Here is a 26,256-nt window from a genome sequence, read left to right as displayed (position 1 = left end):
TTTCGCCGCCGGCCTCACCTATCCGCTGCGCGGCGGCGGCCTGGCCACCTGCGTGGCACTCGCTTTCGCGCACTACCTCGCCTTGTTGCCTGCCTTCATCGGCGTGCTCGCGGGCTTCGCACTGTGGGCGTGCACCTGGCGGTACGCCGCCACCTGCCTCCAGCACACTGCCAACGGTTTTGCCGATCCGCCGGATATCGGCGTGGATGAAAATCCCGCCGCGGGCAACAGCCTCATGGCGATCCATCTGTTCGCCTTCGCCCTGTGCGTGCTGAGCGCCGTCTTCTATCCGCCCGCGCTGTGGCCGCTGATCGTGCTGTTCGCGATCACCCTGCCCGCCATCGACATGTCGCTCGCCTTTGACGGCAATCTCGAAGTGGCGATGAGTCCGGTGACGTGGTGGGAAGTGATGCGACGCTTCGGCCCGTCGTACCTGATTCCCGTGGGGCTGAACATCGCCACCGGCATGCTGATCGTGCTGGCATCGGTCGCCACGGCTTTCATGCCGAAGCTGCTGTCGCTGCCGCTGTTTGCCTTTGCCTACACGTACCTGATCATTCTCAACCTGCACCTGATGGGCGCCATGATCCATCAGCGCCACGAGAGCTTCGGCATCGAGCCGGAGGCCGAGGAGCTGGTGCGGGAAAGCGGCCAGGACGAAGACGCCCAACTGCTGCAACGAGTACAGGCCACCGCCGAGGTCGATCGTACAGCCGCCCTCGCGATGCTGGTGCAGCGCATGCAGGGACGCAGCGCGCCGGCATCGCTGCACCATGCCTACCGCGAACTGCTGCGCCAGGAAGACCAGCGCGACGCCCTGATCGAGCACGGGCACATCTTGATCGCGATGCAGATGGCCAACCACGAACCGCGCCGTGCCCTGGGCCTGGTCCAGGAGTGCATGGAGATCGATGCCGGCTTCCTGCCCGACGAGCCCGCGCATGTTGCGACGCTGGCCGAGCTTGCGGCGCGTTCGGGCATGACACGGTTGGCGCTCAGGCTTTGCCATGGTTTCCTGCGGCGCTGGCCGCGCTCGCCCGACGGACCAGCGGCAGGCCTGCTCGCGGCGCGGCTGCTCGGCGACGAACTGGGCCAGCGCATGGAGGCTGCCGTATTGTTGGGCAAGCTGGCTGCCGCATGGCCCGAGCATCCGCTGCATGCGGATCTCGTGGCCATGGCGCGGCGCATGCAAGCGCCCGACGCTTCGCATGCTGCCGACGCGCACAACCGATAAAATCGGCGCCCGATACGTTGCTCGACGGATAGACCGACATGACCCGCTGGCGCCCGCCTGCCCCGCATTCCACCGCCATCATCACGCGCGATGGTTTCGAGAAACTCAAGGCAGAACTGGACCATCTGTGGCACACGCTGCGCCCGGAAGTGGTCAAGGCACTGGCGGCGGCCGCAGCCGAAGGCGATCGCTCGGAGAATGCGGAATACACCTATCGCAAGAAGCAGCTGGGCGAGATCGATCGCCGCGTGCGCTATCTCAGCAAGCGCATTCCGTCACTGAAGGTGGCTGACGGCACGCCATCGGACCAGGACGTGGTGTTCTTCGGCGCCGTGATCGAACTGGAGAACGTCGAGTCGGGCGAATGCGTGACCTATCGCATCGTGGGTCCCGATGAAACCGACGCGCGGCAGGGCTGGATCAGCATCGACTCGCCGCTTGCGCGCGCGGCACTGAAGAAACGACAGGACGATGAATTTGAAGCGGAGCTGCCGGGCGGCCGCATCCGCTTCGCCATCGTCGCTGTCAGCTATTGATCCGCAGTCGCCTCGACATCAATTGCCCTGCAACAGCGCCGCCACTTCCGCGCGATGCGCCTCGACAAAGCGCAGGTTGTCGGGATTGACCCAGACCTGGTTGAGGTTGTTGGCCAAGGCAGGATCATTGCGCGCCTGCGTGGCCATGACCGCATTCATCAGCGCGATGTTGGCCAGCATGAATTCCCGCGGCGTAAAGCCGTACTTCTTCACCAGCACGGGAATGCGCGGATCGCTGGCCATCGCCTGCGCCGCCAGATCGTCGAGGCTGTGCACCTTGCTCTGGTCAGGACCCGCCTGGGGCGGAATGCCGGCGCTGCGCGCCTCCCGCGTGGCTGACGCCAGCCGGTTGAAGACGTCGTCGTTGAGCGTGTAGTTCTTGATCTGCTGCTTGTCGGCATCGGGCAAGCCCGTCGGCGCGAGCTGGGCATGCGCAAGAGGCACGGTCCCCAGCAGCAGAGTCAGCATGCCAAGGCGGCAGGCACGCAGGACGCGATCGTAGACGGACATACAGGTCTCCATGGAGCGGCGCTTACGCCAGCAAACGGCGCACCCTAGCACTGACTGCTTGAACGCAGGGTCAGTGCTTGAGCAGCAGGCGCATGGCCTTCTGGTAGTCCGCATCGATCTGCGCAAGGCGGGCATCGCGCGCCTGCTCGTTGACCCAGCGGCCATGCCTGGCCTGTTCGCGGATCAGCTGGAATTCCATGTCGACGAACGGCTTCAACACGCTGTCCTCGGCCGGCGCGAAGCCCGCGAGGTCGGGGATGCGGGCGAGGTTGGCGCGCTCGCGGTCTCCCGCCGCGCCCTGGCCTTGCCCATAGCCGCGCATGAAATCGACCAGCTGGCTGCGCAAGGGCTCGGGCATGCCATCGCGCACCACCAGCACGCCGGAGGGAATCAGGGAGGAGCGCCAGATCACCCGGATCCGCGAGGCCTCATCGGGGAAATTGCGACGGAACAGGTCCAGGTCCGGATTGTTGCTGGTGGCCACGTCCACTTCGCCATTGACTACGGCAAGCGCGTTGTTCTGATGGTTGGACACGTGAACGCTGGCGAAGAAGGTGTCCGAGTTCAGCCCGCGCGAGGCAAAGACCTCCGCCTCAGGCGCCACGTAACCGGTGACCGACAACGGCTCGCCGCGTCCGTAGCGCCAGCGACCAGGCTGCGCCAGCAATTCCTTGAGATCGTGGATGGGCCCGCTGGATCGCACGATCAGCATGGCCACGTTGCCCTTGACGCCATCCTTGCGCACGAACTGGGCCGCGACACTCATGTGTTGGTGCTGCACTGCCTCGATGGCGAGCCGGCCCGAGAGGAAGGCGATGTCCACGCGCTGGTCGGCGATCGCGCCCGACAGGCCGGCATAGCTGCTCACCGACACCGTGGATACGGGGTGGCCAAGTTTCTTTTCGAGATCTTCCAGCAGTGGCCGCCACTGCTCGCGCGATTCGGCGGCGCTGCCAATCGGCAGGATGCCGAAGTGGATCGCCACGGGGTCATCCTTCGGAGGAACCGCGTCATGGTCTGCTGCTGCCAGGCCGGGCACGACCAGACAGGCCAGCAGGCCGACCCGTCGAAGCCACCATCGTCCCGTCCCCAAGCGCACCCGACAAGCCCATTCCATGCCCGTTCTCCCGCGCTTCCCGGGGCACTTTTAGCGCGATTGCACCCACGCCGCAATTTCAAAAAGCCCGGATTGGCCGTTCAGGTCACAGGGTAACGGCTGGCGGGTAGGTCCGCCCGGCGCGGCGCGGCTGGTAGCAGGCCGTATGGCGATGGAAGGTTTCCAGCCCGCTTTCGGGGTGCCAGCCAGGCAGGCCGGACAGCGGCAAGGGCCGCAGTTCCAGCGGATCCCGCAGCAAGCGTCCTTCCCGGATACCGTTGGCACAGGCGTTCTCGGGTGACAAGGTCTCGCCATTCGCGAGGAATGCGATCGCCTTGCCCACCAGCAGCTTGGCGGGCGTAAGCGCGTGTTCCAGCAGAGCATGGCCGAACACCTCTACTCGGGCGCGCCCGTCCAGCCACGCATCGCGCTCGCGCCAGAACAGGCCATGCCAGTCGTGCGCGTCCCACAGGTCCAGCAGATGGCGGTCGCGCAAGACGACCATCACGCCCGCTTCGTCGAAATGCGTCAGCGCATATTGCGCGCGTGAGCGTTCCCGCGTGCCCATATGGGCGATTTCCGCCACCTGCTGCGCGTTGAGCGCGCGCTTGATGTCCGGGTAGCGCAACCAGGCCATGGCGTTGAACAGGTCGTGCCAGTTGGCGGCGCGTGTGGCGATGGTGGCTTGCTGCGCGATGCGCAGTTCGTAATGCAGCCCGTCGTCGAGCAGCGCAAGCGTCTGTTCGGCGAAGCGCTCACGCATGGTGGTGGGACGCGCCGCGTTGATTGCATCCAGCGTTGGCCACGCGGGAGAGCGCAGCCAATCGACTTGTGCAGGCCACTCGCTCAACGGTGGCCGCGAAAAAACCGCGGGATCGACGGCAAGGCGGGCGGGCGCCACGTAACGCATGACGCCACCCCGCCGCGATCAGCCTGCCAGGCGTGCGTGCAGGTCGTGCTCGTCGGCGCTTTCCACCACCACGTCGACGAACTGACCCGGCTTCAGCAGCTGGCCGTTGGCGATGTGCACCACGCCGTCGATCTCCGGCGCGTCGGCAGCGGAGCGGGCGACGGCACCGCTGGCGCCCGCTTCGTCGACCAGCACCTTCAGGGTGCGGCCGATCTTGCGCTGCAGCTTGGCGGCGGAGATTTCCGCCTGCACGGCCATGAACTGCTCCAGGCGATCTTCCTTCAGTTCCTCGGACACCGGATTCGGCAACTCGTTGGCCTTGGCGCCATCCACCGGCGAGTAGGCAAACGCACCGACACGATCCAGCTCCGCTTCACGCAGGAAATCGAGCAGCTCTTCGAACTCCGCATCCGTTTCGCCAGGGAACCCGACGATGAAGGTGCTGCGGATGGTGAGATCCGGCACCACCTTGCGCCAGTTGCGGATGCGCTCCAACGTCTTGTCGATGTTGCCCGGGCGCTTCATCAACTTGAGGATGCGCGGGCTGGCGTGCTGGAACGGAATGTCGAGGTACGGAAGGATCTTGCCCTCCGCCATCAACGGCATCACCTCGTCGACGTGCGGATACGGATAGACGTAGTGCAGACGCGTCCACACGCCGAGCTCCGACAGGCCATCGCACAGCTCGGTCATGCGCGTGCGGTAGCTCTTGTCGCGCCACTGGCGCTCGGCATACTTCACGTCCACGCCGTAGGCGCTGGTGTCCTGCGAGATGACCAGCAGTTCCTTGACGCCGCCCTTCACCAGGCGCTCGGCTTCGAGCAACACCTCATCGACCGGACGCGACACGAGGTCGCCGCGCATCGACGGGATGATGCAGAAGCTGCAGCGGTGGTTGCAGCCCTCGGAAATCTTCAGGTACGCGTAGTGCTTCGGGGTCAGCTTGATGCCGGTATCCGGGATGATGTCCAGCAACGGGTTTCGCTTGGGCGGCAGCGCCGAATGCACCGCGCTCATCACGCTGGCGTAGTCCTGCGGACCGGTGATGGCGAGCACGTCCGGATAGGCCTCGCGGATCAGCTCCGAGCGCTTGCCCAGGCAACCGGTGACGATCACCTTGCCGTTCTCGTGCAGCGCCTCGCCGATCGCATCCAGCGACTCCTGCACGGCCGCATCGATAAAGCCGCAGGTGTTCACCACCACCGCATCGGCCGCGCCGTAGCTGGGCACGATCTCGTAACCCTCGACCTTGAGCTGGGTGAGGATGCGTTCGGAGTCGACCAGGGCCTTGGGACAACCAAGACTGACGAAACCGACTTTGGGCGAGGCCTGAGACATGGACGAGCAACCGTAACTATGTGGAAAACAGACCATTATAGCCCAGGCCGACCCAAATCCCTGAATGACTACAATGACGGCCTTGCCATCGAGGGAACGTTGCCATGGGCCAGACCATCAACCTCAACACCACGCGCATGCAGTGCATCGGTGCCTACCTGGCCAAGCCGGCGGGCAAGCCCAAGGGCGGCATCGTGGTGATCCAGGAGATCTTCGGTGTCAACGACCACATCCGCCGGGTAGCCGATGGGTTCGCGGAAGCCGGCTATACGGCCATCGCGCCGAGCTTCTTCGATCATCTCGAGACTGGCGTGGAGCTGGGCTACAACGAGGAAGGCTATACGCGCGGCAAGGCCTTGGTGACCGAGCTCGGACTCGATCGTGCAGTGGAAGACGTGGCCAGCGCCGCCGAAGCGATTTCCTCCGCGGGACGCATCGGCACGGTCGGCTATTGCTGGGGCGGTACGGTGGCGATGCTTGCGGCAATGCGCCTGGGCTTGCCATCGGTGAGTTACTACGGCGCGCGCAACGTGCCCTTTCTCGGCGAGAAACCAAAGGCGCCGGTGATGTTCCACTTCGGCGAGAAGGACAAGAGCATTCCGCCGGAGATGGTGGAAAAGCACCGCCAGATGCTGCCGCAAATGGACGTGTTCACCTACCCCGCCGACCACGCATTCAATCGCGACGTGGGGGCGCAGTACGACGAGGCCAGCGCGAAGCTGGCGTATTCGCGCACGCTCGCCTTCTTCGAAAAACACCTGGCGCAGGGCGCATGAGCGAGTTCATGCTCGATCCTCGCCTGGCGCGCGACACGCAAGCCATCGCCTCGCTTGAACTGTGCGATGTGCTGCTGATGAACGATGCGCGCTTTCCGTGGCTGGTGCTGGTGCCGCGTGTGCCGGGGCTGGTGGAAATCTGCGACCTGCCTGCTGCGCAACAAGCGACGCTGTGGCACGAGGTGAACCTCGCCGCACAGGCGCTGCGTACCGTCGCGCCGTTCGACAAGCTCAATCTCGGCGCGCTCGGCAATATCGTGCGGCAGCTGCACGTGCACGTCGTGGGACGCCGTGAAGGCGACGCGGCATGGCCAGGCCCGGTGTGGGGCAGCGGACAGGCGCAGCCATATGCGGAAGCATCGCTGGCGTCGATGATCGAGGCGTTGCGCGCGACACTGGAGCACTGAGCAAGCTGTGGATCGCGCACTGGGTGCGCTCCCACAGTGACACTTCCGCGCTTTTGTAGGAGCACACCCAGTGCGCGATCACCGCTTATCACGGCCCACAAAAAAAGCCCGCGGAATTCCCGCGGGCTTTTTCTTTCAGGCAACCGCTGCTCAGTGCTGCTGCGGCGGCGGTGCCGAATCGGCGGCCTTCGGCGGCGCCTTGTAGTCTTCCAGGTCACGGGCCTTGGTATCGACCACGCTGATCTTCTTCAGCGTGCCGCCGTCGTCGTAATAGACGGTGAAACCATAGTCCAGTTGCAGGCGCGCCATGTACTGCAGGTGCTGCTTGCGGATCTTGGAGTCGTCACTGGGCTCGAGCAGCACGGTCTTGGGCAGCTTGCCCTGGTCCTTGAGGTAGGCGAAGTGGCTGCCGGTGTCCAGCGCCGACAGCACGGCACCGTCAACGACGAACTGGCCGCTCTTGTAGGCCTGGATGGTCGCATCGAACTGGCTCTTCATGTCGGCCGTGCGCACCTCGTCCTTGGCGCTGCCACGATGACAGCCGGCCAGCACCAGCATGCTGCCCAGCAGGATGGCTGCGGCCGCGCGGGTCAGCAGCGTGGGAAAACGGGTCATGCGGAATCTCCTGCAATGCATGGATGTTAACGAAGGGAGTGTAGCGCCGCCCCGGCCGGACGCACCGGACGCGGAAGGTAATCGTTCAGGTGGATCTCAACGACCGGAGACTCAGGTGCGCGGCAGGGTGACGCCCTGCTGGCCCTGGTACTTGCCGCCGCGATCCTTGTAGCTGGTCTCGCATTCCTCGTCCGATTCGAGGAACAACATCTGCGCCACGCCTTCGTTCGCATAGATCTTGGCGGGCAGCGGCGTGGTGTTGGAGAACTCCAGCGTCACATGGCCTTCCCATTCGGGCTCCAGCGGCGTCACGTTGACGATGATGCCGCAGCGCGCATACGTGCTCTTGCCCAGGCAGATGGTGAGCACTTTGCGCGGAATGCGGAAGTACTCGACCGTGCGTGCCAGTGCGAAGGAATTGGGCGGAATGATGCACACGTCGGCCTCGACGTCGACGAAGCTGGTCGGGTCGAAGGCCTTGGGATCGACGATGGTCGAGTTGATGTTGGTGAAGATCTTGAACTCGCGCGCGCAGCGCACGTCATAGCCGTAGCTCGACGTGCCGTACGACACCAGCCTGGTGTTGTCGCGCGTCTTGACCTGGCCCGGCTCGAACGGCTCGATCATGCCGTGCTGTTCGGCCATGCGGCGGATCCACTTGTCGGATTTGATGCTCACTCGGACTCCCGAAGGGGGTTACAGTCGCGCCGCTGGGCGTAAAGACCGGGAAAATAGCGGAAATCCGGGTTCACCCGCCAGTCGTCCGCTCCAATTCGCGGACCAGCTCACCCAAAGCCCCGCTCACCAGGCCGGCCAGCGGCGGGTCGGCCAGCACATCGGCGGTTTCGCAGCCTGTGCCCGGCAACGGCACGGTGAAGGACGCCAGCGGTAGCAGCCGGGCAGACATGGTGCGCAGGATCTCCTGGAGCGCTTCCTGCGCATGGTGCGAACCCCGCGCCGAGGCGTTCCACAGCGCCACGGGCTTGTCCGGGAATTCCAGGCTGCCCACCAGCCAGTCCAGCAGGTTCTTGAAGGGGCCGGGCACGCCGTGGGCGTATTCCGGGCACGCGATCAGCAGGGCATCGCTGGCTCCCACCTGGCTGCGCAGGTGCGCCACCGTCTGCGGCAGACTCTCCATCTCATCGTCCGGATTGAAGAGCGGCAGCTGTGCCAGCCCTTCATAGACGTCCAGCCGTAGGCCCGACGGGGCCAGTTGCGCCGCCGCGCGCATCAACGCGCTGTTACCCGAGCGGCGACGCAGGCTGCCGCTCAGGCAAAGGATGCGAAACGGTGCGTCCCTGCCGCCAGCGCCGCTCACGGCGCGCCTTGCACCATGATCTTGCCCAGGCCCAGCGACTTGTTGCGCGGCTGGCGCGACAGCCGGCCGGCGGCATTGCGGGCGATCTCGCGATACCGCGCGGCCAGGTCGGAGTCGGGCATGGCCGCCACCGTCGGCATGCCGCCGTCGGCCTGCTCGCGAATGCGGATGTCCAGCGGCAGCGAGCCCAGGTAGGCCACGCCGTACTGCTCCGCCATGCGTCGGCCGCCACCTTCGCCGAAGATGTGTTCCTCGTGGCCGCAGTTCGAACACACGTGGGTGGCCATGTTCTCCACCACGCCCAGCACCGGCACTTCGACCTTCTCGAACATCTTCAGGGCCTTGCGTGCATCAAGCAGCGCAATGTCCTGTGGCGTGGTGACGATCACGGCGCCGGACACCGGCACCTTCTGCGCCAGCGTCAGCTGGATGTCGCCGGTGCCCGGCGGCAGGTCGACGATGAGGTAGTCCAGTTGTTCCCAGCGGCTGTCGTTGAGCAGTTGCATCATCGCCTGGGTGACCATCGGGCCACGCCAGATCATCGGCGTCTCCTCCTCGATCAGGAAGCCGATCGACATCGCCTGCAAGCCGTGCGCCTCCAGCGGGATGATGGTCTTGCCGTCGGGCGATTGCGGCTTGCCGCTGATGCCGAGCATGCGCGGCTGGCTGGGGCCGTAGATGTCCGCGTCGAGCACACCCACCTTGGCGCCTTCCGCGACCAGCGCGAGCGCCAGGTTGGCCGACACCGTGGACTTGCCTACGCCGCCCTTGCCCGACGCCACCACGATGATGTTCTTCACGCCCGGCTGCGGCGCCAGCGTGCCCTGCACCTTGTGCGAATGAATCCGCGTGCCGATCGACACGGCGGCCGAGGCGATGGCCGGGTCCGCTTCCAGCGCCTCCTTGACGAGCGCCGACAGCGCGGCCTGGGCTCCGGCGGACGGATAGCCCAGTTGGATGTCCACCGACACACGATCGCCGTCCACGCCCACGGCGCGCACGACGTCAGCCAGCGGCGCGCCGGTGTGGGGATCAATCAGCTCGCCGAGAATGCGGCGGACCAGGGCTTCGCTTGCCTGCGTCATATCGAATCGTGGACTGTCATGGGGAAGACCCATTATGCCAGCCGCGGCCCCTTGCCCGGCCCGCCGCGACGCTTTCGCATTGCAACTTGACGCCCCAGCATGACCTCGGTCAGGCTCCAAACATACGCTTTCGTACGGGAGGATTACCCATGAAGTCACTGCTTCGCGCCGCCGTCGCCACTGCCCTGCTGCTGGGCGCCGGTTCGGTGTTCGCCGCCGAGAACACCCCGGTCGGCACCTGGAAGACCATCGACGATGAGACCGGCAAGCCCAAGTCCATCGTGAAGATCACCGACGAAGGCGGCGAGCTCAAGGCGACCGTGCTGGAGGTGCTGCAGTCCGACGAAGGCCCGCACCCGCTCTGCAAGAACTGCGACGGCGAGCGCAAGGACAAGCCGGTCGAAGGCATGAACATCATGTGGGGCGTGCACAAGGACGGGGACGTGTGGGACGGCGGCAAGATCCTCGATCCCAAGACCGGCAAGGTCTACAAGGTGAAGCTGCAGCCCAGCGCTGACGGCAGCAAGCTCACCGTGCGCGGCTATATCGGCTTCTCGCTGCTCGGCCGCAGCCAGGAGTGGCAGCGCCAGCAGTAAGGACGACGGCCCGTCCGGTACGAAGGACGGGCATCGCAAGTTACCTGTAGGAGCGCACCCAGTGCGCGATGGGCCTGCAAAACAGCACTGGCTGGAAGTCCGTGATCGCGCACTGGATGCGCTCCTACAACAACCTACAACAACCTAAGCAGGTCAGCCCACCTCGGCCCGATGCACCGCCACGCCACGCGTGGTGAACGCCGAACGCGTGGCGCGATCGGCCGAATGCTCCACCACCAGGTGCTGCACGCGCGACAGTTCCGCCACCTGGTGCGTGGCGACGGCACCCAGCTTGTCGTCGGTGGCGACCACTACTGTTTCGTCGCTGGCTTCGATCATCGCGCGCTTGAACAGCGCTTCCTCGCTGTCGAAACCCCATAGTCCATGCGCCGCATCGATGGCGCAGGCGCCGGGAAAACACAGGTCGGCGCGCAGGCGCCTCACCTGTTCCACCGCCTGGGCGCCGATGGTGCCGCCAATGCCGGCATCGACGCGCCCACCGATCAACAAGACGTCGAAGCCTTCGCGATCCAGCAACAGTTGCGCGATATGCGGGGCGTTGGTGATCACGGTCAGTCCCGCGTCCGTGGGCAGCACCGATGCAATCGCCGCGTTGGTACTGCCGGTGTCGATCAACAGCGTCTGGCCACGTCGCACGAGTTCCACGGCCTTGCGCGCCAGCATCAGTTTGCGTGCCGGGTGTTCCCCGCGTCGCTGCTTGAGTGGTGCGGGCGTTGCCGCCGGCAGCAAGGCGCCGCCGTAAACACGCTTGCACAGGCCGTGCGCCGCCAGTTCACGCAGGTCGCGACGAATGGAATCCTCCGACACACCGAACGCCGCGGCGAGTTCAACCGCCACCACCCGGCCGTCGTTGCGCAGCCTGGCAAGGATGCGCTGCTGGCGCTCCTCCGGCAGCACGCCGCTCTCGGGCAACGCAGGCACCGGCTTAGCCATGCCGCGCCTCGGCCTGCAGACCTTGCAACAGGCCCAGCTCGACCAACCGCCCTCGCAGGCCCTGCGGATCGCGGAACCACCAGCCCTGCATGCCCAGCGCTTCGGCGGCATCGACATTACGCTGCGAGTCGTCGATATACAGCGCGCGTGTGGGATCGACGCCGTAGCGCTCCAGCAGGCACTGGTAGATGCGTGGATCGGGCTTGATCAGGCGTTCTTCGCCGGAAACCACGACGCCTTCGAACCACTGCAGGAACGGATAGCGCTCGCGCGCGATGGGAAAGGTTTCGTGCGACCAGTTGGTCAAGGCCAGCAGGCGCATGCCGCGCTGCCGCAGCTCATCCAGCAACGCAACGGTGCCGTCGATCGGACCGACCAGGGTTTCCACCCAGCGCAAGTGGTAGGCATCGATCCACTCGGCATGCTGCGGGTACTGTGCGCGCAACAGCGCGGTGGCCTCCGCCCAGGGACGCCCCGCATCCTGCTGTTCGTTCCACGCACTGCTGCACACATCGCGCAGAAACCACTCCATCTGCACCTCGTCCGCAATCAGCTGCCGGTACAGCCGGCGCGGATCCCAGGCGATCAGCACGTTGCCCAGATCGAAGACCACGGTGTCAATGGCGTTGTTCATCGCTGCACGATCCTTGCCGACAGGGCCACCAGCACGAGCAAGCCGGCAACGGCGGCAAATGCTACCGGCAGGCTGCTGGCATGGGCCACGAAACCGATCAGCGCCGGCCCGCTCAACAGGCCGGCGTAGCCCAGCGTGGTGGCGGTCGCGATGGCGATTGCCGGCGGCGTGCCGGGCAAGCGCCCCGCGGCACTGAACATCACCGGGACGATGTTGGACGCGCCCAGGCCGATCAGCACGAAGCCGCCAAGCGCCATCTCCACGCTGGGCACCCAGGCCACCAGCAGGAAACCGCATACCGCCAGCGCGGCGCCGACGCGCACGGCCCAGACCGGGCCGAAGCGAGCGATCAGGCGATCGCCGGTGAGGCGACCCGTAGCCATCGCCACCGAGAAACAGGCATAGCCGAAACCCGCCGACGCCGCGGCCACGCCGCGGAAATCGCGCAGGAACACCGCGCTCCAGTCGAGCATGGCGCCTTCGGCGAGGAAGCTTGCGAAGCACATCAGGCCCAGCACCCACGCAAGCGCGTGCGGCATGCCGAATTCGCCGCGTTCGGCCGACACGGCCGTGCGGCCGTCGTCAAGCAATCCGCTGCGTAACCACAGCACCAGCGCGACCAGCACCACGGCCACGCCACCCGCTGCGACGGCCAAGGGTACGCCGACGGCCAGCAGCCCGCTCATGACCGCCGCGCCGGAGAGGCCGCCAATGCTGAAAAGGCCGTGGAAACCCGACATCAGGCGGCCGCCATCGAGCCGCTCCACATCCACGGCATGCGCGTTCATCGCCACATCGACGGCACCCAGCATCACGCCGAAGTAGAACAGCGTGGCCACCAGCGCGAGTGGCGTGGAAGCCAGTGCCAGCACCGGCAACGCGACGCACATCAGCAGGCCCGACGCCACGATCAGCGTGCGGTTGCCCAGCCGATGCGCGAGCCAGCCCACGAATGGCATCGAAATCATCGAGCCGCCGCCAAATGCGAGAAGCGCCAGGCCCAGCTGGGCCTCGTCCAATCCCAAGCGTGCCCTGGCGTAAGGAACCATCGGCGCCCAGGCCGACATGCCAATGCCGGATACCAGGAAGATCAGCCGTGTCGCGCGCCGCGCCGCGGGGTGCGAGCGGGCCTGCTCCAGGCTTTGGGTTGTGTCGTGGATGGTTTTCACACACAAGAGGCTCGGCAAGAATGGATATAAATGTATTAAAACGTGCACAAACGTGCAACACCGCGCGCGAGCGCCTTGCCCAGCACCCGGTTCTTCCATGCTGTCGTCCCACTATCGTGCAAACGTGGCTGTCCGCCCCCACGAAAGGACTCCGCAATGCCCAGCGCATTCACCCATGCTGCCGTGCCACTGATGCTCGGTGCCGCTGCGGGACGCCGCCGCGTCAGCGGCCGCCTGCTCGCCGCCGGCGCTGTCGCGGCCATGCTGCCGGATGCCGATGTGCTGGCCTTTGCGCTGCACATTCCCTACGCCTCGGATTTCGGACATCGTGGCGCGACGCATTCCATGGTCTTTGCGTTGTTGCTCGCGGCCCTCGCGGCACTCTGGCACCGGCAACTCGATGGCCCGCCACTGCAATGCGCTGCCTTCGTTGGACTAGCTGCGCTTTCGCATCCCCTGCTCGATGCATGCACCGACGGCGGGCTCGGCGTGGCGTTGTGGTGGCCCTTCAGCGACGCGCGGTGGTTTGCACCGTTCCATCCCATCGCGGTGTCGCCGATCGGTGCCCGCTTCTTCAGCGAACGCGGCCTGCACGTGATGCTGTCGGAACTGTGCTGGGTGTGGCTGCCCACGGCGCTACTCGCCGTCTGCCTCTGGGCATGGCGGTGGACGTCTAGACGGATGTAGCGCTTCCACAGCCGGATGGCGCGGTTTCCGGGGAAGCGCATGTCATAATGGACAACCCCTTTGCAACCGCTTTCCTCCATGAGCCGTCGCCTACTCGTCACCAACGCCCTGCCCTATGCCAATGGTCCCCTGCACCTGGGCCACCTGCTGGGCTACATCCAGGCCGATGTATGGGTGCGCGCGCAGCGGATGCAGGGCAACGAAGCCATCTATGTCTGCGCCGACGACGCCCATGGCACGCCGATCATGCTGGCCGCGGAGAAGGCTGGCCTGTCGCCGGAGACCTACATCGAAGGCATTCGCGTGGGCCACGAGGCGGATTTCGCTGCCTTCAACGTAACGTTCGATCACTACCACACCACGCATTCGGACGAGAACCGCGAACTCGCCTCGCTGATCTACACGCGCCTGCGTGACGGCGGTTTCATCGCGCGCCGCGATATCCAGCAGCTGTTCGATCCGGAAAAGGAAATGTTCCTGCCGGACCGCTACATCAAGGGCACCTGCCCCAATTGCGGCACCGCCGACCAGTACGGTGACAACTGCGAGCACTGCGGCGCCACCTATGCGCCCACCGACCTCATCAACCCGTATTCGGTGATGTCGGGCGCCACGCCGGTGTTGCGCGATTCGGAGCACTACTTCTTCGAGCTGGGCAAGTTCGAACCGCTGCTGCGTGACTGGTTCGCCGGCAAGCTCACCGATGGCCAGCCGGTCGCCAACAGCGGCGTGGTGGCCAAGCTGCGCGAGTGGCTGGACAGCGGACTGAAGGACTGGGACATCTCGCGCGATGCGCCCTACTTCGGCTTCCCGATTCCCGATGCGCCGGGCAAGTTCTTCTACGTGTGGCTGGATGCGCCGGTGGGCTATCTCGCCAGCTTCAAGGCGCTGTGCGACCGCACGGATCTGAAGTTCGAGGATTTCCTCAACGCCGACAGCCATGCGGAGCTGCACCACTTCATCGGCAAGGACATCATCAACTTCCACGGCCTGTTCTGGCCGGCGATGCTGCATGGCGCGGATTTCCGCACGCCGACCGCGCTGCACGTCAACGGTTACCTCACCGTCAACGGCGCAAAGATGTCCAAGTCGCGAGGCACCTTCATCCAGGCGCGCACGTATCTTGATGCCGGCCTGCATCCGGAATTCCTGCGCTACTACTTCGCCAGCATGCTGAGCGACACGCCGGTGGATGTCGATCTGGACCTCAAGGCCTTCGAGGAGCGCGTCAATTCGCATCTCGTGGGCAAGTGGGTGAACATCGCCAGCCGCACCGCCGGTTTCGTGCACAAGTATTTCGACGGGCGCCTCGCGCCGGGCTTCAGCCACGAGGAACAGGCCCTGTGGCGTGAACTGCTCTCGCTCTACGGCGACGTGCCGGCGCTGTACAACGGCGGCGAGTTCGCCGAGGTCACGCGCCGCTTCGTGACCATGGCCGACCTGGTCAACGGCTACATCGCCGCCAAGGCGCCGTGGGCGATGGCCAAGGACGAATCGCGCCGCGATGAACTGCACCAGGTGTGCTCGTTCGCGCTGGCCGCGTTCCGGCTGCTGGCCGGGCTGCTCAAACCCGTGGTACCCGCCACGGTGGAAGCCGCGGAGCGTTTCCTTGCTGCACCCATCAGCGGTTTCGACGACGCGCGCGCTGAACTGCACAACCACACCATCAACGCGTTCGAGCCGCTGCTCGGCCGCATCGACCCCAAGCAGGTCGAGGCCATGGTGGAGCAGTCCAAGGACTCGCTCGCTCCGGCCGAACGCAAACCTGCCCCGAAGAAAGCCAAGGACACCCGCAAGACCATGACCGACGCCAGCCCCGCCCCGACCACCAACGACGGCCCCGCCCTGATCGGCATCGACGATTTCGCCAAGCTCGACCTGCGCGTGGGCAAGGTCACCGTGTGCGAATTCGTGGACGGTTCGGACAAGCTGCTGCGCTTCGAACTCGATGCCGGCCCGCTGGGCACCCGCCAGATTTTCTCCGGCATCCGCGCCGGCTATGGCGAACCGGAAAAGCTGGTGGGCCGCAACGTGGTGTTCATCGCCAACCTCGCGCCGCGCAAGATGCGCTTCGGCGTTTCCGAAGGCATGATCCTCTCGGCCGGCGACGGCGGCAGCGACCTGTTCCTGCTGGACGCCGACCAGGGAGCGAAGCCGGGCGCCACCGTTCGCTGACCCCATGACGCCGCTGGCCGACCGCATCGACGCCCTGCTGCCGCAGACGCAATGCGAACAATGCGGTTACCACGGCTGTCGCCCCTACGCGGAGGCGATCGCGCGCGGCGAGGCGAAGATCAATCAGTGCCCGCCGGGCGGCGCCGCCGGTATCGCGCGTCTCGCCCAATTGCTGGACGTGCCGACGCTTCCGCTCGATCTGGACCACGGCGTTGAAAAGCCCCGCATGCTCGCGCGCATCGTGGAAGCCGACTGCATCGGCTGCACCAAGTGCATCCAGGCCTGCCCGGTCGACGCCATCGTGGGTGCGGCCAAGCTGATGCATACGGTGATCGCCGAGGACTGCACCGGCTGCGAGCTATGCGTGCCGGCCTGCCCGGTGGATTGCATCGTGCTCGAACCGATGCCGCTCTCGCGCGTGAATGATCCGGCACATGCCGATGCTTCGCGCACGCACTTCCAACGCCGCGAGGCGCGCCTGGCACGCGAACAGGCCGGGCGCGATGCGGAACTTGCCGCGCGCAAGGCACAGATAGCGGTTACGACGGAAACCAATCCCGTGCTGGCTGCGCTCGCCCGCGCACGCGCCAAACAGGAAGGAAAGCATTCGTGAAGAAGGCCGACATCGTCGAGCTGTTCAGCCGACTGCGCGAACTTGATCCGCACCCCACGACGGAATTGCACTACACCACGCCATTCGAGCTGCTGGTGGCCGTGGTGTTGTCGGCGCAGGCCACCGACGTGGGCGTCAACAAGGCTACAAAAAAGCTTTATCCGGTTGCCAACACGCCGCAGGCGATCCTCACGCTGGGCGAGGAGAAGCTCAAGCAGTACATCGCCACGATTGGCCTGTTCAACAGCAAGGCCAAGAACGTGATCGCGCTGTGCCGCATTCTCGTCGAGCAGTACGACAGCAAGGTGCCGGACACGCGCGAGGCGCTGGAGGCGTTGCCCGGCGTGGGGCGCAAGACTGCCAACGTGGTGCTCAACACGGCGTTTGGCCATCCAACCATCGCGGTGGATACGCACATCTTCAGGGTCTCCAACCGCACCGGGCTGGCGCCAGGCAAGGACGTGCACGCGGTGGAGGACAAGCTGGAGAAATTGGTGCCGCTGGAGTTCAAGCAGGACGCGCACCACTGGCTGATCCTGCATGGGCGGTACGTGTGCAAGGCACGCAAGCCCGACTGTCCGCGTTGTGTCATACGCGATCTTTGCCGTTACAAGGACAAGACTGTCGAAGACTGAAAAAGCATGACGAATGGCACAGCGCGAGGCCCTCACGGCGCGAAACATCATGTTTTCCTCAGCGTTTCATCAAGCCTGCGGGGCATCGAAGACCTAAGGTAAAACCTCCCCCGGATTGCATCCCCGTTAGGAGGCACCACCATGAAGCGCCTGATCCTCCCCGCCGTCATCGCGCTAGGTCTCGCCTGTGCAACGCAGGCAACCGCCGCTGTCGAAACTTACACCGTCGACCTGAACGGCTACGCCGTGATCGGGTTCGTCGGCTCCACTCCAGAAGAATATGGCCTTGCCCAGCGCCAGGCTGCCAGCTGGGAAGCCCAACGTCATCTCATGCTCAAGCCACAGTCCATCAAGGCCGTGGCGATCGACCAGTCCAGCGGCGCGCTGAGCCAGGCCCAGTTGCAGCAGGCCATCGTCAACGCGGCACTGGCCAAGAGCCCGTAAGCATCGCTTCACCCGACGCCACGCTGGTGGCGCCATCGCAGGGTGCATGACGGCGGACTTCCCCACCCGCCGTCATGTCTGCGTGAACATCGACCCGACGATTATCGACCCCACGATTGACGGCACCCGCGGCAGCGGCGAACGTGTCGCCATCCGCTTCCGGCAAAAGATCCACAAAAGGTAGCTCCGGGATCATGCCGGCGGATCGTGGCATGGTGGCCCCTGCCGGGCCGTTTCGGGTGTCGGTGCATGCATATTCTGCTGGTCGAAGACGATGCCGAACTGGGCGGTGCCATCAGGCATGCGCTGGAGCACCAGTCCTACGCGGTGACCTGGCTTCGCGACGGCCGCGAGGCCGCCGAAGCGTTGCGCGGCACGCCAGTGGACCTCGTGCTGCTGGATCTTGGCCTGCCGGGCAAGGACGGCCTGGAAGTGCTGGCCGAAGCGCGTCGCGCCGGCAACAAGACGCCGGTGCTGGTGATGACCGCGCGGGACGCGCTGGAAACGCGCATCCGCGGCCTGGACCTGGGTGCCGACGATTATCTGGTGAAACCATTCCATCTGGGCGAGTTGTCTGCACGCATCCGCTCGCTCACCCGCCGGACGCAGGGACTGGCGGACAACCTCGTCGAAGTGGGCGGCCTGCGCCTGAACCTTGCTACGGCCGAGGTAGAATTCCGTGGCGAGCGCGTCACGCTCACGCGCCGCGAATTCGCACTGCTGCGGGTGCTGATGGAGCGCGCCGGGCGCATCGTGCGCCGCGAAGCGCTGGAGCACTCGGTCTACGGGCTCGACACCATCGTGGAGCGCAACGCGATCGAAGTGCAGGTGCACTGGCTGCGCCGCAAACTGAGCCCGGAAGTGATCCACACCGTGCGCGGCATCGGCTACATGATTCCCCGCGAGCCGCAATGACGCCCCAGCCCGCCAGCCTTCGCACACGCCTGACATGGCTCATCATCGCAGTGATGGTAGTGGTGCTGATTCCCCTTGGCTGGATCAGTTACCGACGCGAGCTGCGCGAAATGAACGAGCTGCTGGACGGCCGACTTGCGCAGGCCGGCCGCACGCTGGGCACGCTCATCGCGCATGGCGAGCTGCCGCAACGTGACGCCGAACTGCCCGGCATCAATCAGGATGCCGAGACGCGTCACCACGGCGTGGTGGTGTCGGTGCATCCACACAACTACGAGCCGGAAGTGGGCTTCCAGGCCTATGACCCGCACGGCGAGTTGATCGCCGCCACGTCCAACTTGTCCGATCTTCCGCCGCCTTCGGCTGACGAGCGTGGCTTCCGCGATATCCAGCATGGCGGCGGCCTGTGGCGTACGTTCACGCTGCAGAACCGCGCCAACCTGGTGATACGCATTGGCGAGCGATCGGACAACCGCCAGGACATCGCGCGCGGCCTGGTGATCGAGCACACGCTTCCGCTGCTGATCGGACTCCCGTTGCTCGCACTGCTGGTGAGCTTCGCGGTGAAACGTGGCCTGCGCCCTGTCGCGCTGCTTACCGAGATGCTGGATAGACGCACGCCCGGCAGCCGCAAGCCAATGCCCGCCGACGTCGCTCCGCAGGAGATCAAGCCGCTGATCGTCGCGCTCAACCAGCAGTTGGAGCGCCTGGAAGACGCACTGGAACGCGAACACCGCTTCGCCACCGACGTGGCGCACGAGCTGCGCACGCCGCTGGCCGCGACCATGATCCATCTGGAAAGCGCGATGATCTCGGACGACCCCACCGAGGTGGAGTTCACCGTGCGCAACGCGCAGCAGAGCATGGTGCGGCTGGGCAGGCGCGTGGAACAGATCCTTGCCATGGCGCGACTTGAGGCCGGTGCGGCGTCCCAGCAGCGCACAGGACTGGATCTGGTCCGCATTGCCACCGAGGTGATCGAGGAACTGGCGCCGCTGATCGCCGAAAAAGACATTGCCGCCAGCCTGAGCCATGACGATGAACCGGTGATCGTGCGCGGCCACGAAGTGGCGCTCACCGCGATGTTCCGCAACCTGATCGAAAACGCCCTCCGCTACACCGAGGCTGGTGGACAGGTGGAAGTGGCCATTCGGCGCGACGGCCACATCGCCGTCATCGACATCTGCGACAACGGCCCCGGCATCCCCGAGGGACGACGCCAAGCCGTCTTCCAGCGCTTCCACCGCGAGGAAGAAAGCGCCACGCGCGGATATGGGCTGGGATTGAACATCGTGCAGCGTGCGATTGAGTTGCATGAGGCGTCGATCGAGCTGCTGGAGTCGCCGCTGGGGCGGGGGTTGCTGGTGAGGATCAGGATGGCTGCGCAGACGGCCTAGGCGCGCGCTGAAGCCCTCTACCACCGGGAGAGGGGTTGGGGTGAGGGTGACCTGGCCTCAAGCGAAGGGAGAAGGGCTCCTTCGCTGTAGCTCGCCGCGATAGCACCTCCTCATTTCAGCCATCCAAAAGCTTTCCACAAGATTGCGTTGCGATCATGGGCTCATCGGGCCCTGCGCCTGCATCGAGCCATGACATGCACGCTTCTCCTCGCTCCAGCGCCTCCGGACCACCTCGGACGAAATCGCCCCTGCCGTGATCTCTCCACGGCGCCGCCTGCCCGGCGGCGCCCGTGCGCCCACGTTCCGCTGGAATCTCCATGCTTGGTCTAGTCCGAATCGCCCTGTCGCGACCGCTCACCTTCATCGTGCTGGCTATCGTCATTCTGATCGCCGGCCCGCTGGCGGCCGTGCGCACGCCCACCGACATCTTCCCGAACATCGGCATTCCGGTGATCAGCGTGGTGTGGTCCTACAACGGCCTGCCGCCCGACCAGATGTCCGGTCGCGTCATCTACTACTACGAGCGCCAGCTCACCACGTCGGTCAACGACATCGAGCACATGGAGTCGCAATCGCTGCCCGGCGTGGGCATCGTGAAGATCTTCTTCCAGCCGGGCGTGGACATCCGCACCGCCACGGCACAGGTCACCTCGATCTCGCAGACGGTGGTGAAGCAGATGCCGCCTGGCATCACGCCACCGCTGATCCTCAACTACAACGCCTCGACCGTGCCGGTGCTGCAGATGGCGCTGTCGAGCAATGAGCTGTCCGAAGCGAAGATCCGCGACATCGGACAGAACTTCATGCGCCCTACGCTGATCTCCGTGCCGGGCGTGGCCATCCCCACGCCGTACGGCGGCAAGCAGCGGCAGATCACGCTGGACCTCGATCCCCAGGCGCTCGCCGCCAAGGGTCTCTCTGCACAGGACGTGGGCAATGCGCTGGCCGTGCAGAACCAGATCATCCCCGTGGGCACCGCCAAGATCGGCACCTACGAATACCACGTGCAGCTCAACAACAGCCCGACGGCGATTGAGGAACTCAACACCCTGCCGGTGAAGACGGTCAACGGCGCCACCATTACCATCGGTGACGTGGCCCATGTGCGCGACGGCAACCCACCGCAGAACAACGTGGTGCGCGTGGACGGCAAGCGCGCCGTGCTGATGCCTGCGCTGAAAAACGGCAACGCCTCGACGCTCGACGTCGTCGCCGGCATCAAGAAACTGTTGCCTCTGATCAAGGAAACACAGCCCTCGTCGCTGAAGATTTCGCTGCTGGCCGATCAATCGGTGTTCGTGAAATCTGCCATCAGCTCGGTGGCGCGTGAAGGCATCATCGCGGCGCTGCTTACCTCGGTGATGATCCTGGTGTTTCTCGGCAGCTGGCGTTCCACGGTGATCATCGCCCTGTCGATTCCGTTGTCGATCCTGTCCGCCATCGCGTTGCTCGCGGCGTTCGGGCAAACCCTCAACGTGATGACGCTGGGTGGTCTGGCGCTCGCCGTGGGCATCCTGGTGGACGATGCCACCGTGACCATCGAGAACATCAACTGGCATCTCGAGCAGGGCAAGGATGTGCATACGGCCATCATGGATGGCGCCAGGCAGATCGTGACGCCGGCCTTCGTGTCGCTGCTGTGCATCTGCATCGTGTTCGTGCCGATGTTCATGCTCAACGGCATCGCCGGCTTCCTGTTCCGGCCGATGGCACTGGCGGTGATCTTCGCCATGGCCTCGTCGTTCCTGCTTTCGCGCACGCTGGTGCCCACGCTGGCGATGTATTTGCTCAAACCGCACCACACGGAGCACGGCAAGGGCGATCATCCGGAAGATCCGTACATCAACCACCACGAAGGCGACCAGCCCGCGCAACGCCGGCGCTCCACGCTGATGATGCGGCTGGTGTCGATGCAGCAGCGTTTCGAGCACCATTTCACCCGCACGCGCGATCTTTACTATGCCACGCTGAGCCTGGCGCTCGCCCATCGCCGCAGATTCGTGCTCGGTTTCCTCGGCTTCGTGCTGGTTTCGTTTGCGCTGGTGCCGTTCCTTGGCCGGGATTTCTTCCCCGACGTGGATGCCGGTTCCATCGCCCTGCACGTGCGTGCGCCCATGGGCACGCGCGTAGAGGAAACGGCCGCGGAATTCGATCGCATCGAAGCCGCCATTCGCCGCGTGATTCCTTCCGACCAACTGGAAACCGTGATCGACAACATAGGCCTGCCGCTGAGCGGCGTGAATCTGGTCTACAACGCCAGCGGCACCATCGGTCCGCAGGACGGCGACATCCAGATCGTGCTGAAGGATGGCCATGCGCCCGGCGCCGATTTCATCCGTGAACTGCGTGCGCAACTGCCGCGCGAATTCCCGGGCACTCAATTCGCATTCCTTCCCGCCGACATGAGCACGCAGATCCTCAACTTCGGAGCTCCCGCGCCGCTGGACATCAACATCACCGGCCGCGATCGCGAGGCGAACGAGTCGTACGCCATGGAGATCATGAAGGAGCTACGCAAGGTGCCGGGCATCGCCGACGTGCGCCTGCAGCAGAGTTCCAGCTATCCGCAGCTCAACGTCAAGGTGAACCGCACGCGCGCCGACCAGCTTGGCGTGACCGAGCGCGACGTCACCAACAGCATGGTCGCTTCGCTCGCCGGCAGCTCGCAGGTGGCGCCGGCGTTCTGGCTCAACCCCAAGAGCGGCGTCTCTTACGCCATCGTGGCCGCCATGCCGCAGTACCGCATGGACAGCATGGCCGACCTCGCCAGCCTGCCGGTGACGCCGGCCGGCAAGGGCGCCAGCCAGATTCTTGGCGGACTCGCCACCTTCACGCGCGAGCCCAGCGCGGCGGTGGTATCGCACTACAACATCATGCCGGCGTACGACATCTACGCCACCGTGCAGGATCGTGATCTCGGCGCGGTATCCGGCGACGTGCAGAAGGTGCTCGACCACTTCGCCGCCTCGCGCCCCAAGGGCACCGTGGTCGCGCTGCACGGACAGGTGGGCACCATGAACGAGGCGTTCGGCGGCCTGATCTTCGGCCTGATCGGCGCGGTGGTGATGATCTACCTGTTGATCGTGGTGAACTTCCAGTCGTGGCTGGATCCGTTCGTGATCATCACCGCCCTGCCCGCGGCGTTGGCAGGCATCGTGTGGATGCTGTTCATCACACACACGACGCTGTCGGTGCCCGCGTTGACCGGCGCCATCATGTGCATGGGCGTGGCCACCGCCAACTCCATCCTTGTCGTGAGCTTCTGCCGCGAACGACTAGCCGAACATGGCGATGCGATCAAGGCCGCGCTGGAAGCCGGCTTCACCCGCTTCCGCCCGGTCTGCATGACCGCGCTGGCGATGATCATCGGCATGCTGCCCATGGCGTTGAGCCAGGAACAGAATTCGCCGCTGGGCCGCGCCGTCATCGGCGGCCTGCTGTTTGCCACGTTCGCCACCCTGCTGTTCGTGCCGGTGATCTTCAGCATCGTCCATGGCCGCGAGCAGATCCGTGCGATTCCCGATTCCCTCCCTGGAGAACCCATCCATGTCGCATGACGCCCACGCCGCCGCCGCGCCCAAGCGAATGCCCAATACGCGCAGGGCGCTGCGCGTGGGCCTCACCCTGGCCGTGCTGGCCGTGATCGCCGGTGTATCGGTGCGCGCGTACGACTACCACCGCGTGGTGAAGTGGACCGATGCGCAGGTGGTGCCCAGCGTGCAGCTGATTGCGCCCGTCGTGGGTGCGGGCAACCAGAGCATGATCCTGCCCGGCCATCTCGATGCCTGGATCAGCGCGCCGATCCATGCGCGCGTGGGCGGCTATCTCAAAGGCTGGACGCACGACATCGGCAGCGAGGTGGCAGCCAATGACACGCTGGCGGTGATCGACACGCCGGAACTGGACCAGCAATACGAACAGGCCAAGGCCAACCTCGCCCGCGCCAGCGCCAACGCACGGCTTGCCACGCTCACCGACAAGCGCTGGAAGAACCTGCTCGCCTCCAACTCGGTATCCAAGCAGGAAGCCGACGAGAAGGCCGGCGAAGCGGAAGCGGCGCAAGCCAACGTGCTTGCTGCGCAGGCCGATGTCGATCGCATTGCCGCGCTTCAGGCGTTCAAGCATGTCACCGCACCCTTCGCCGGCACGGTCACCGCGCGCCACACCGACATCGGCGACCTGATCAGCGCCAACGACAACGGCCCCGCCTTGTTCACCGTATCCGATACCAGCCGCATGCGCCTGTACGTGGATGTGCCGCAGGGTTACGCCAATGCGATCAAGCCGGGCATGACCGTGCAACTCGATGTACCCGATCGTCCCGGCCAGCAATTCACGGGACGCCTGATCGGCAACTCCGGCGCGGTGAACCAGGCGTCGGGCACCGTGCTTGCACAGTTCGAGGTGGACAACGCCCACGACGCGCTGTTGCCGGGCGCGTATGCCGAGGTGCATCTGCCGATGCAGGATGCCGGCCACATCATCACCGTGCCGGCCACCGTGCTGATCTTCCGCGCGCAAGGCCCGCAGGTGGCTGTGCTGGGCGAAGGCAACAAAGTGGAACTGCGCAATGTCCACATCGCACTCGATCTTGGCGAACACTTGCAGATCGACCAGGGCCTCAAGCCCGGCGACCGCATCATCGACCACCCATCCGATTCGCTGATGCAGGGCGATCGCGTGCAACTGGCCAAGGCCGCAGCACCGGCGACGAAGGAGTAGCGCCATGATCCCCTTCCCCGCGCGACGGTTGCTGCCCTTGTTGCTGGTTGCGGTATTGCCGGCCTGTTCGCTGGCGCCTGCCTACCAGAAACCCGATGTGGGACCGCTGCCCGCATCGTTCGCGGGACAGACGCAGGATGGCTTGTGGTCTCCTGCACATCCTGCGGATACCGCCTCGCGAGGCCCGTGGTGGTCGGTCTACGGCAACGACGAACTGGATCGCCTGGAGAAGCAACTCGATGCCTCCAACCCTTCGCTTTCGGTCGCGCTCGCCCGTTATGACGCAGCGCGCGCGCTCACCGGTCAGGTGCGCTCGGATCTCTACCCACACCTGGGCGTCGGCGCCAGCGACCTGCGCAACCGCCAGTCGGACAACCGTCCCTTGCGCGGCAGCAACCAGCCGAATGAATACAGTGCGGAAACATTCGGATTTGCCGCGGGCTACGAGCTGGACCTGTGGGGTCGTGTGCGCAACGAAGTGGCCGCCGGCAAGGCGAATGAAGCTGCCGCCGCGGATGATCTCGCCTCGGCAAAACTGAGCCTGGAGGCGCAGCTGGCCGATCTGTACATCCGCCTGCGCGGCTACGACGTGCAGGACCGCATCCTCAAGGACACGCTGGACGCCTATCGCCAGGGCCTGGACATGACCGAACGTCGCTTCCAGGGCGGCGTGGCCTCCGGTCTGGACGTCAGCCGTGCGAAGACACAGCTTTCCGATGCGATGGCGCAGGTATCGGAAGTGGAAGCCCAGCGCGCCCTGATTCTGCACGCCATCGCCGCGCTGGTGGGCGAACCCGCTTCACGCTTCACGCTGGCCACCACGGATGCACCCTTGCCCGTGCCGGCGATTCCGCTGGGCGTCCCTTCGACGCTGCTCGAACGTCGTCCGGACATCGCCGCCGCGGAACGCCGCGTGTTTGCCGCCAACGCGCAGATCGGCGTCGCGCGAGCCGCGTTTTTTCCACGCATAGCGCTCGATGCCGCCTATGGCTGGCAGGACACCGGCGGCGAACTGCTGACGGCAGGCAACCGCTATTGGGCGCTTGGCCCGGAACTCGCCATGAGCCTGTTCGACGGTGGCCTGCGCCACTCGCGCGTGCAGGCGGCGCAAGCGAACCTCGATGCCGCGGCGGGCCAATACCGGCAGACCGTGCTCGCCGCGTTCCAGCAGGTGGAAGATAACCTCACCTTGCTGCAGCAACTGGGCAAGGAAGCGCACCAGCAGGACGACGCGGCCAGCGCCGCGCACGATTCCCAGGCCATCGCCACCAACCGTTACCGCGAAGGCGCGGTGAACTACCTCGACGTGGTCAGCGCCCAGACGGCTGCGCTGCAGGCCGAACGCAGCGCCGAACAGGTACGCACGCGCCGGCTGCAGGCCAGCGTGGATCTTATCCGTGCCCTCGGCGGCGGCTGGGATAGCTCGCAGCTGGCGGAAGGCCGCACGCCCATGTCCGGCACCGCGCCGCAAGCACGCTGACTTCGCCACC

27 protein-coding genes are annotated in these 26,256 nt (G+C 65.4%); 16 read left to right on the top strand and 11 right to left on the bottom strand.

What is annotated here, in order from left to right; genetic code table 11:
* Positions 1-1,234, top strand: a 1,234-nt coding sequence (locus VFG49_RS04330; protein WP_324858279.1) for a hypothetical protein, incomplete at its 5' end; no start/stop codon positions are given.
* A gap of 38 nt (positions 1,235-1,272) precedes the next feature.
* Positions 1,273-1,770, top strand: coding sequence for a transcription elongation factor GreB (gene greB, locus VFG49_RS04325; RefSeq protein WP_324858278.1), 498 nt, complete (start codon positions 1,273-1,275; stop codon positions 1,768-1,770).
* 18 nt (positions 1,771-1,788) lie between these two features.
* Here the strand turns inward: greB and VFG49_RS04320 are convergent, their stop codons facing one another.
* From VFG49_RS04320 to rimO, 4 genes are all read right to left on the bottom strand, one after another.
* Positions 1,789-2,280, bottom strand: coding sequence for a hypothetical protein (locus tag VFG49_RS04320; RefSeq protein ID WP_324858277.1), 492 nt, complete (start codon positions 2,278-2,280; stop codon positions 1,789-1,791).
* Positions 2,281-2,350: 70 nt separating this feature from the next.
* Positions 2,351-3,397 (bottom strand): phosphate/phosphite/phosphonate ABC transporter substrate-binding protein, encoded by a 1,047-nt coding sequence (gene phnD / locus VFG49_RS04315; RefSeq protein WP_414649051.1) that lies wholly within the window; start codon positions 3,395-3,397, stop codon positions 2,351-2,353.
* A gap of 85 nt (positions 3,398-3,482) precedes the next feature.
* Positions 3,483-4,286, bottom strand: a complete 804-nt coding sequence (locus tag VFG49_RS04310) for a DUF3025 domain-containing protein (protein WP_324858276.1) — start codon at positions 4,284-4,286, stop codon at positions 3,483-3,485.
* Positions 4,287-4,304: 18 nt separating this feature from the next.
* Positions 4,305-5,624: a 30S ribosomal protein S12 methylthiotransferase RimO gene (rimO, locus tag VFG49_RS04305; protein WP_324858275.1), complete on the bottom strand. Its 1,320-nt coding sequence runs from the start codon at positions 5,622-5,624 to the stop codon at positions 4,305-4,307.
* A gap of 104 nt (positions 5,625-5,728) precedes the next feature.
* Between rimO and VFG49_RS04300 the strand changes: the two genes are divergently transcribed.
* A complete protein-coding gene (locus VFG49_RS04300; RefSeq protein WP_324858274.1) occupies positions 5,729-6,400 on the top strand; it encodes a dienelactone hydrolase family protein in 672 nt (223 codons plus the stop codon).
* Entirely contained in the window at positions 6,397-6,807 is a 411-nt protein-coding gene (locus tag VFG49_RS04295; protein WP_324858273.1) for an HIT family protein, read from the top strand. Before VFG49_RS04300 ends, VFG49_RS04295 begins: the two co-directional genes overlap by 4 nt.
* 150 nt (positions 6,808-6,957) lie before the next feature.
* Here the strand turns inward: VFG49_RS04295 and VFG49_RS04290 are convergent, their stop codons facing one another.
* The 4 genes from VFG49_RS04290 to apbC all read right to left on the bottom strand — a co-directional run bounded on the left by VFG49_RS04290 (position 6,958) and on the right by apbC (position 9,825).
* On the bottom strand, positions 6,958-7,422 hold the full coding sequence (locus tag VFG49_RS04290) for a hypothetical protein (RefSeq protein WP_324858272.1): 465 nt from the start codon (positions 7,420-7,422) through the stop codon (positions 6,958-6,960).
* A 111-nt stretch (positions 7,423-7,533) separates the two neighbouring features.
* Positions 7,534-8,100, bottom strand: coding sequence for a dCTP deaminase (gene dcd, locus VFG49_RS04285; protein WP_038619415.1), 567 nt, complete (start codon positions 8,098-8,100; stop codon positions 7,534-7,536).
* A 70-nt stretch (positions 8,101-8,170) separates the two neighbouring features.
* Positions 8,171-8,740, bottom strand: coding sequence for an NADPH-dependent FMN reductase (locus tag VFG49_RS04280; protein ID WP_324858271.1), 570 nt, complete (start codon positions 8,738-8,740; stop codon positions 8,171-8,173).
* A complete protein-coding gene (gene apbC, locus VFG49_RS04275; RefSeq protein WP_324858270.1) occupies positions 8,737-9,825 on the bottom strand; it encodes an iron-sulfur cluster carrier protein ApbC in 1,089 nt (362 codons plus the stop codon). The genes VFG49_RS04280 and apbC overlap by 4 nt, the downstream gene beginning before the upstream one ends.
* Positions 9,826-9,974: 149 nt before the next feature.
* On the opposite strand from apbC, the gene VFG49_RS04270 reads away from it, so the two are divergent.
* Positions 9,975-10,421, top strand: a complete 447-nt coding sequence (locus VFG49_RS04270) for a DUF2147 domain-containing protein (RefSeq protein ID WP_324858269.1) — start codon at positions 9,975-9,977, stop codon at positions 10,419-10,421.
* Between the two features lie 153 nt (positions 10,422-10,574).
* Here the strand turns inward: VFG49_RS04270 and VFG49_RS04265 are convergent, their stop codons facing one another.
* Genes VFG49_RS04265 through VFG49_RS04255 form a run of 3 tightly spaced genes read right to left on the bottom strand, consistent with a single transcriptional unit; the run spans position 10,575 to position 13,076 of the window.
* On the bottom strand, positions 10,575-11,375 hold the full coding sequence (locus VFG49_RS04265) for a DeoR/GlpR family DNA-binding transcription regulator (protein ID WP_324858268.1): 801 nt from the start codon (positions 11,373-11,375) through the stop codon (positions 10,575-10,577).
* Positions 11,368-12,009 (bottom strand): HAD family phosphatase, encoded by a 642-nt coding sequence (locus VFG49_RS04260; protein WP_324858267.1) that lies wholly within the window; start codon positions 12,007-12,009, stop codon positions 11,368-11,370. The genes VFG49_RS04265 and VFG49_RS04260 overlap by 8 nt, the downstream gene beginning before the upstream one ends.
* Complete coding sequence (locus tag VFG49_RS04255) at positions 12,006-13,076, bottom strand: MFS transporter (protein ID WP_414649054.1); 1,071 nt, start codon at positions 13,074-13,076, stop codon at positions 12,006-12,008. The genes VFG49_RS04260 and VFG49_RS04255 overlap by 4 nt, the downstream gene beginning before the upstream one ends.
* A gap of 258 nt (positions 13,077-13,334) precedes the next feature.
* Between VFG49_RS04255 and VFG49_RS04250 the strand changes: the two genes are divergently transcribed.
* The 11 genes from VFG49_RS04250 to VFG49_RS04200 all read left to right on the top strand — a co-directional run bounded on the left by VFG49_RS04250 (position 13,335) and on the right by VFG49_RS04200 (position 26,246).
* Positions 13,335-13,865: a metal-dependent hydrolase gene (locus VFG49_RS04250; protein ID WP_324858265.1), complete on the top strand. Its 531-nt coding sequence runs from the start codon at positions 13,335-13,337 to the stop codon at positions 13,863-13,865.
* A 78-nt stretch (positions 13,866-13,943) separates the two neighbouring features.
* A complete protein-coding gene (gene metG / locus VFG49_RS04245; RefSeq protein WP_324858264.1) occupies positions 13,944-16,040 on the top strand; it encodes a methionine--tRNA ligase in 2,097 nt (698 codons plus the stop codon).
* 4 nt (positions 16,041-16,044) lie between these two features.
* On the top strand, positions 16,045-16,653 hold the full coding sequence (gene rsxB / locus VFG49_RS04240; RefSeq protein ID WP_324858263.1) for an electron transport complex subunit RsxB: 609 nt from the start codon (positions 16,045-16,047) through the stop codon (positions 16,651-16,653).
* Positions 16,650-17,288 (top strand): endonuclease III, encoded by a 639-nt coding sequence (gene nth / locus VFG49_RS04235; RefSeq protein ID WP_324858262.1) that lies wholly within the window; start codon positions 16,650-16,652, stop codon positions 17,286-17,288. The genes rsxB and nth overlap by 4 nt, the downstream gene beginning before the upstream one ends.
* 141 nt (positions 17,289-17,429) lie before the next feature.
* The gene (locus VFG49_RS04230; RefSeq protein ID WP_324858261.1) at positions 17,430-17,732 is read left to right on the top strand and encodes a hypothetical protein; all 303 of its coding nucleotides are present in this window, start codon (positions 17,430-17,432) and stop codon (positions 17,730-17,732) included.
* Positions 17,733-17,778: 46 nt separating this feature from the next.
* Entirely contained in the window at positions 17,779-17,916 is a 138-nt protein-coding gene (locus tag VFG49_RS04225) for a hypothetical protein (RefSeq protein WP_324858260.1), read from the top strand.
* 65 nt (positions 17,917-17,981) lie between these two features.
* Positions 17,982-18,647 (top strand): response regulator, encoded by a 666-nt coding sequence (locus VFG49_RS04220; protein WP_324858259.1) that lies wholly within the window; start codon positions 17,982-17,984, stop codon positions 18,645-18,647.
* On the top strand, positions 18,644-20,044 hold the full coding sequence (locus tag VFG49_RS04215; protein WP_324858258.1) for an ATP-binding protein: 1,401 nt from the start codon (positions 18,644-18,646) through the stop codon (positions 20,042-20,044). Before VFG49_RS04220 ends, VFG49_RS04215 begins: the two co-directional genes overlap by 4 nt.
* Before the next feature lie 317 nt (positions 20,045-20,361).
* Positions 20,362-23,601, top strand: a complete 3,240-nt coding sequence (locus tag VFG49_RS04210) for an efflux RND transporter permease subunit (RefSeq protein WP_324858257.1) — start codon at positions 20,362-20,364, stop codon at positions 23,599-23,601.
* Entirely contained in the window at positions 23,591-24,766 is a 1,176-nt protein-coding gene (locus tag VFG49_RS04205) for an efflux RND transporter periplasmic adaptor subunit (RefSeq protein WP_324858256.1), read from the top strand. Before VFG49_RS04210 ends, VFG49_RS04205 begins: the two co-directional genes overlap by 11 nt.
* Before the next feature lie 4 nt (positions 24,767-24,770).
* On the top strand, positions 24,771-26,246 hold the full coding sequence (locus VFG49_RS04200; protein ID WP_324858255.1) for an efflux transporter outer membrane subunit: 1,476 nt from the start codon (positions 24,771-24,773) through the stop codon (positions 26,244-26,246).
* The last annotated feature ends 10 nt before the right edge of the window (positions 26,247-26,256 follow it).

Origin of the sequence: Dyella sp., from assembly GCF_035685885.1 — a bacterium.
GTDB lineage: Bacteria > Pseudomonadota > Gammaproteobacteria > Xanthomonadales > Rhodanobacteraceae > Dyella.
Note: the sequence above shows the minus strand (reverse complement) of the source record. Positions and strands in the feature narration are given on the sequence as shown.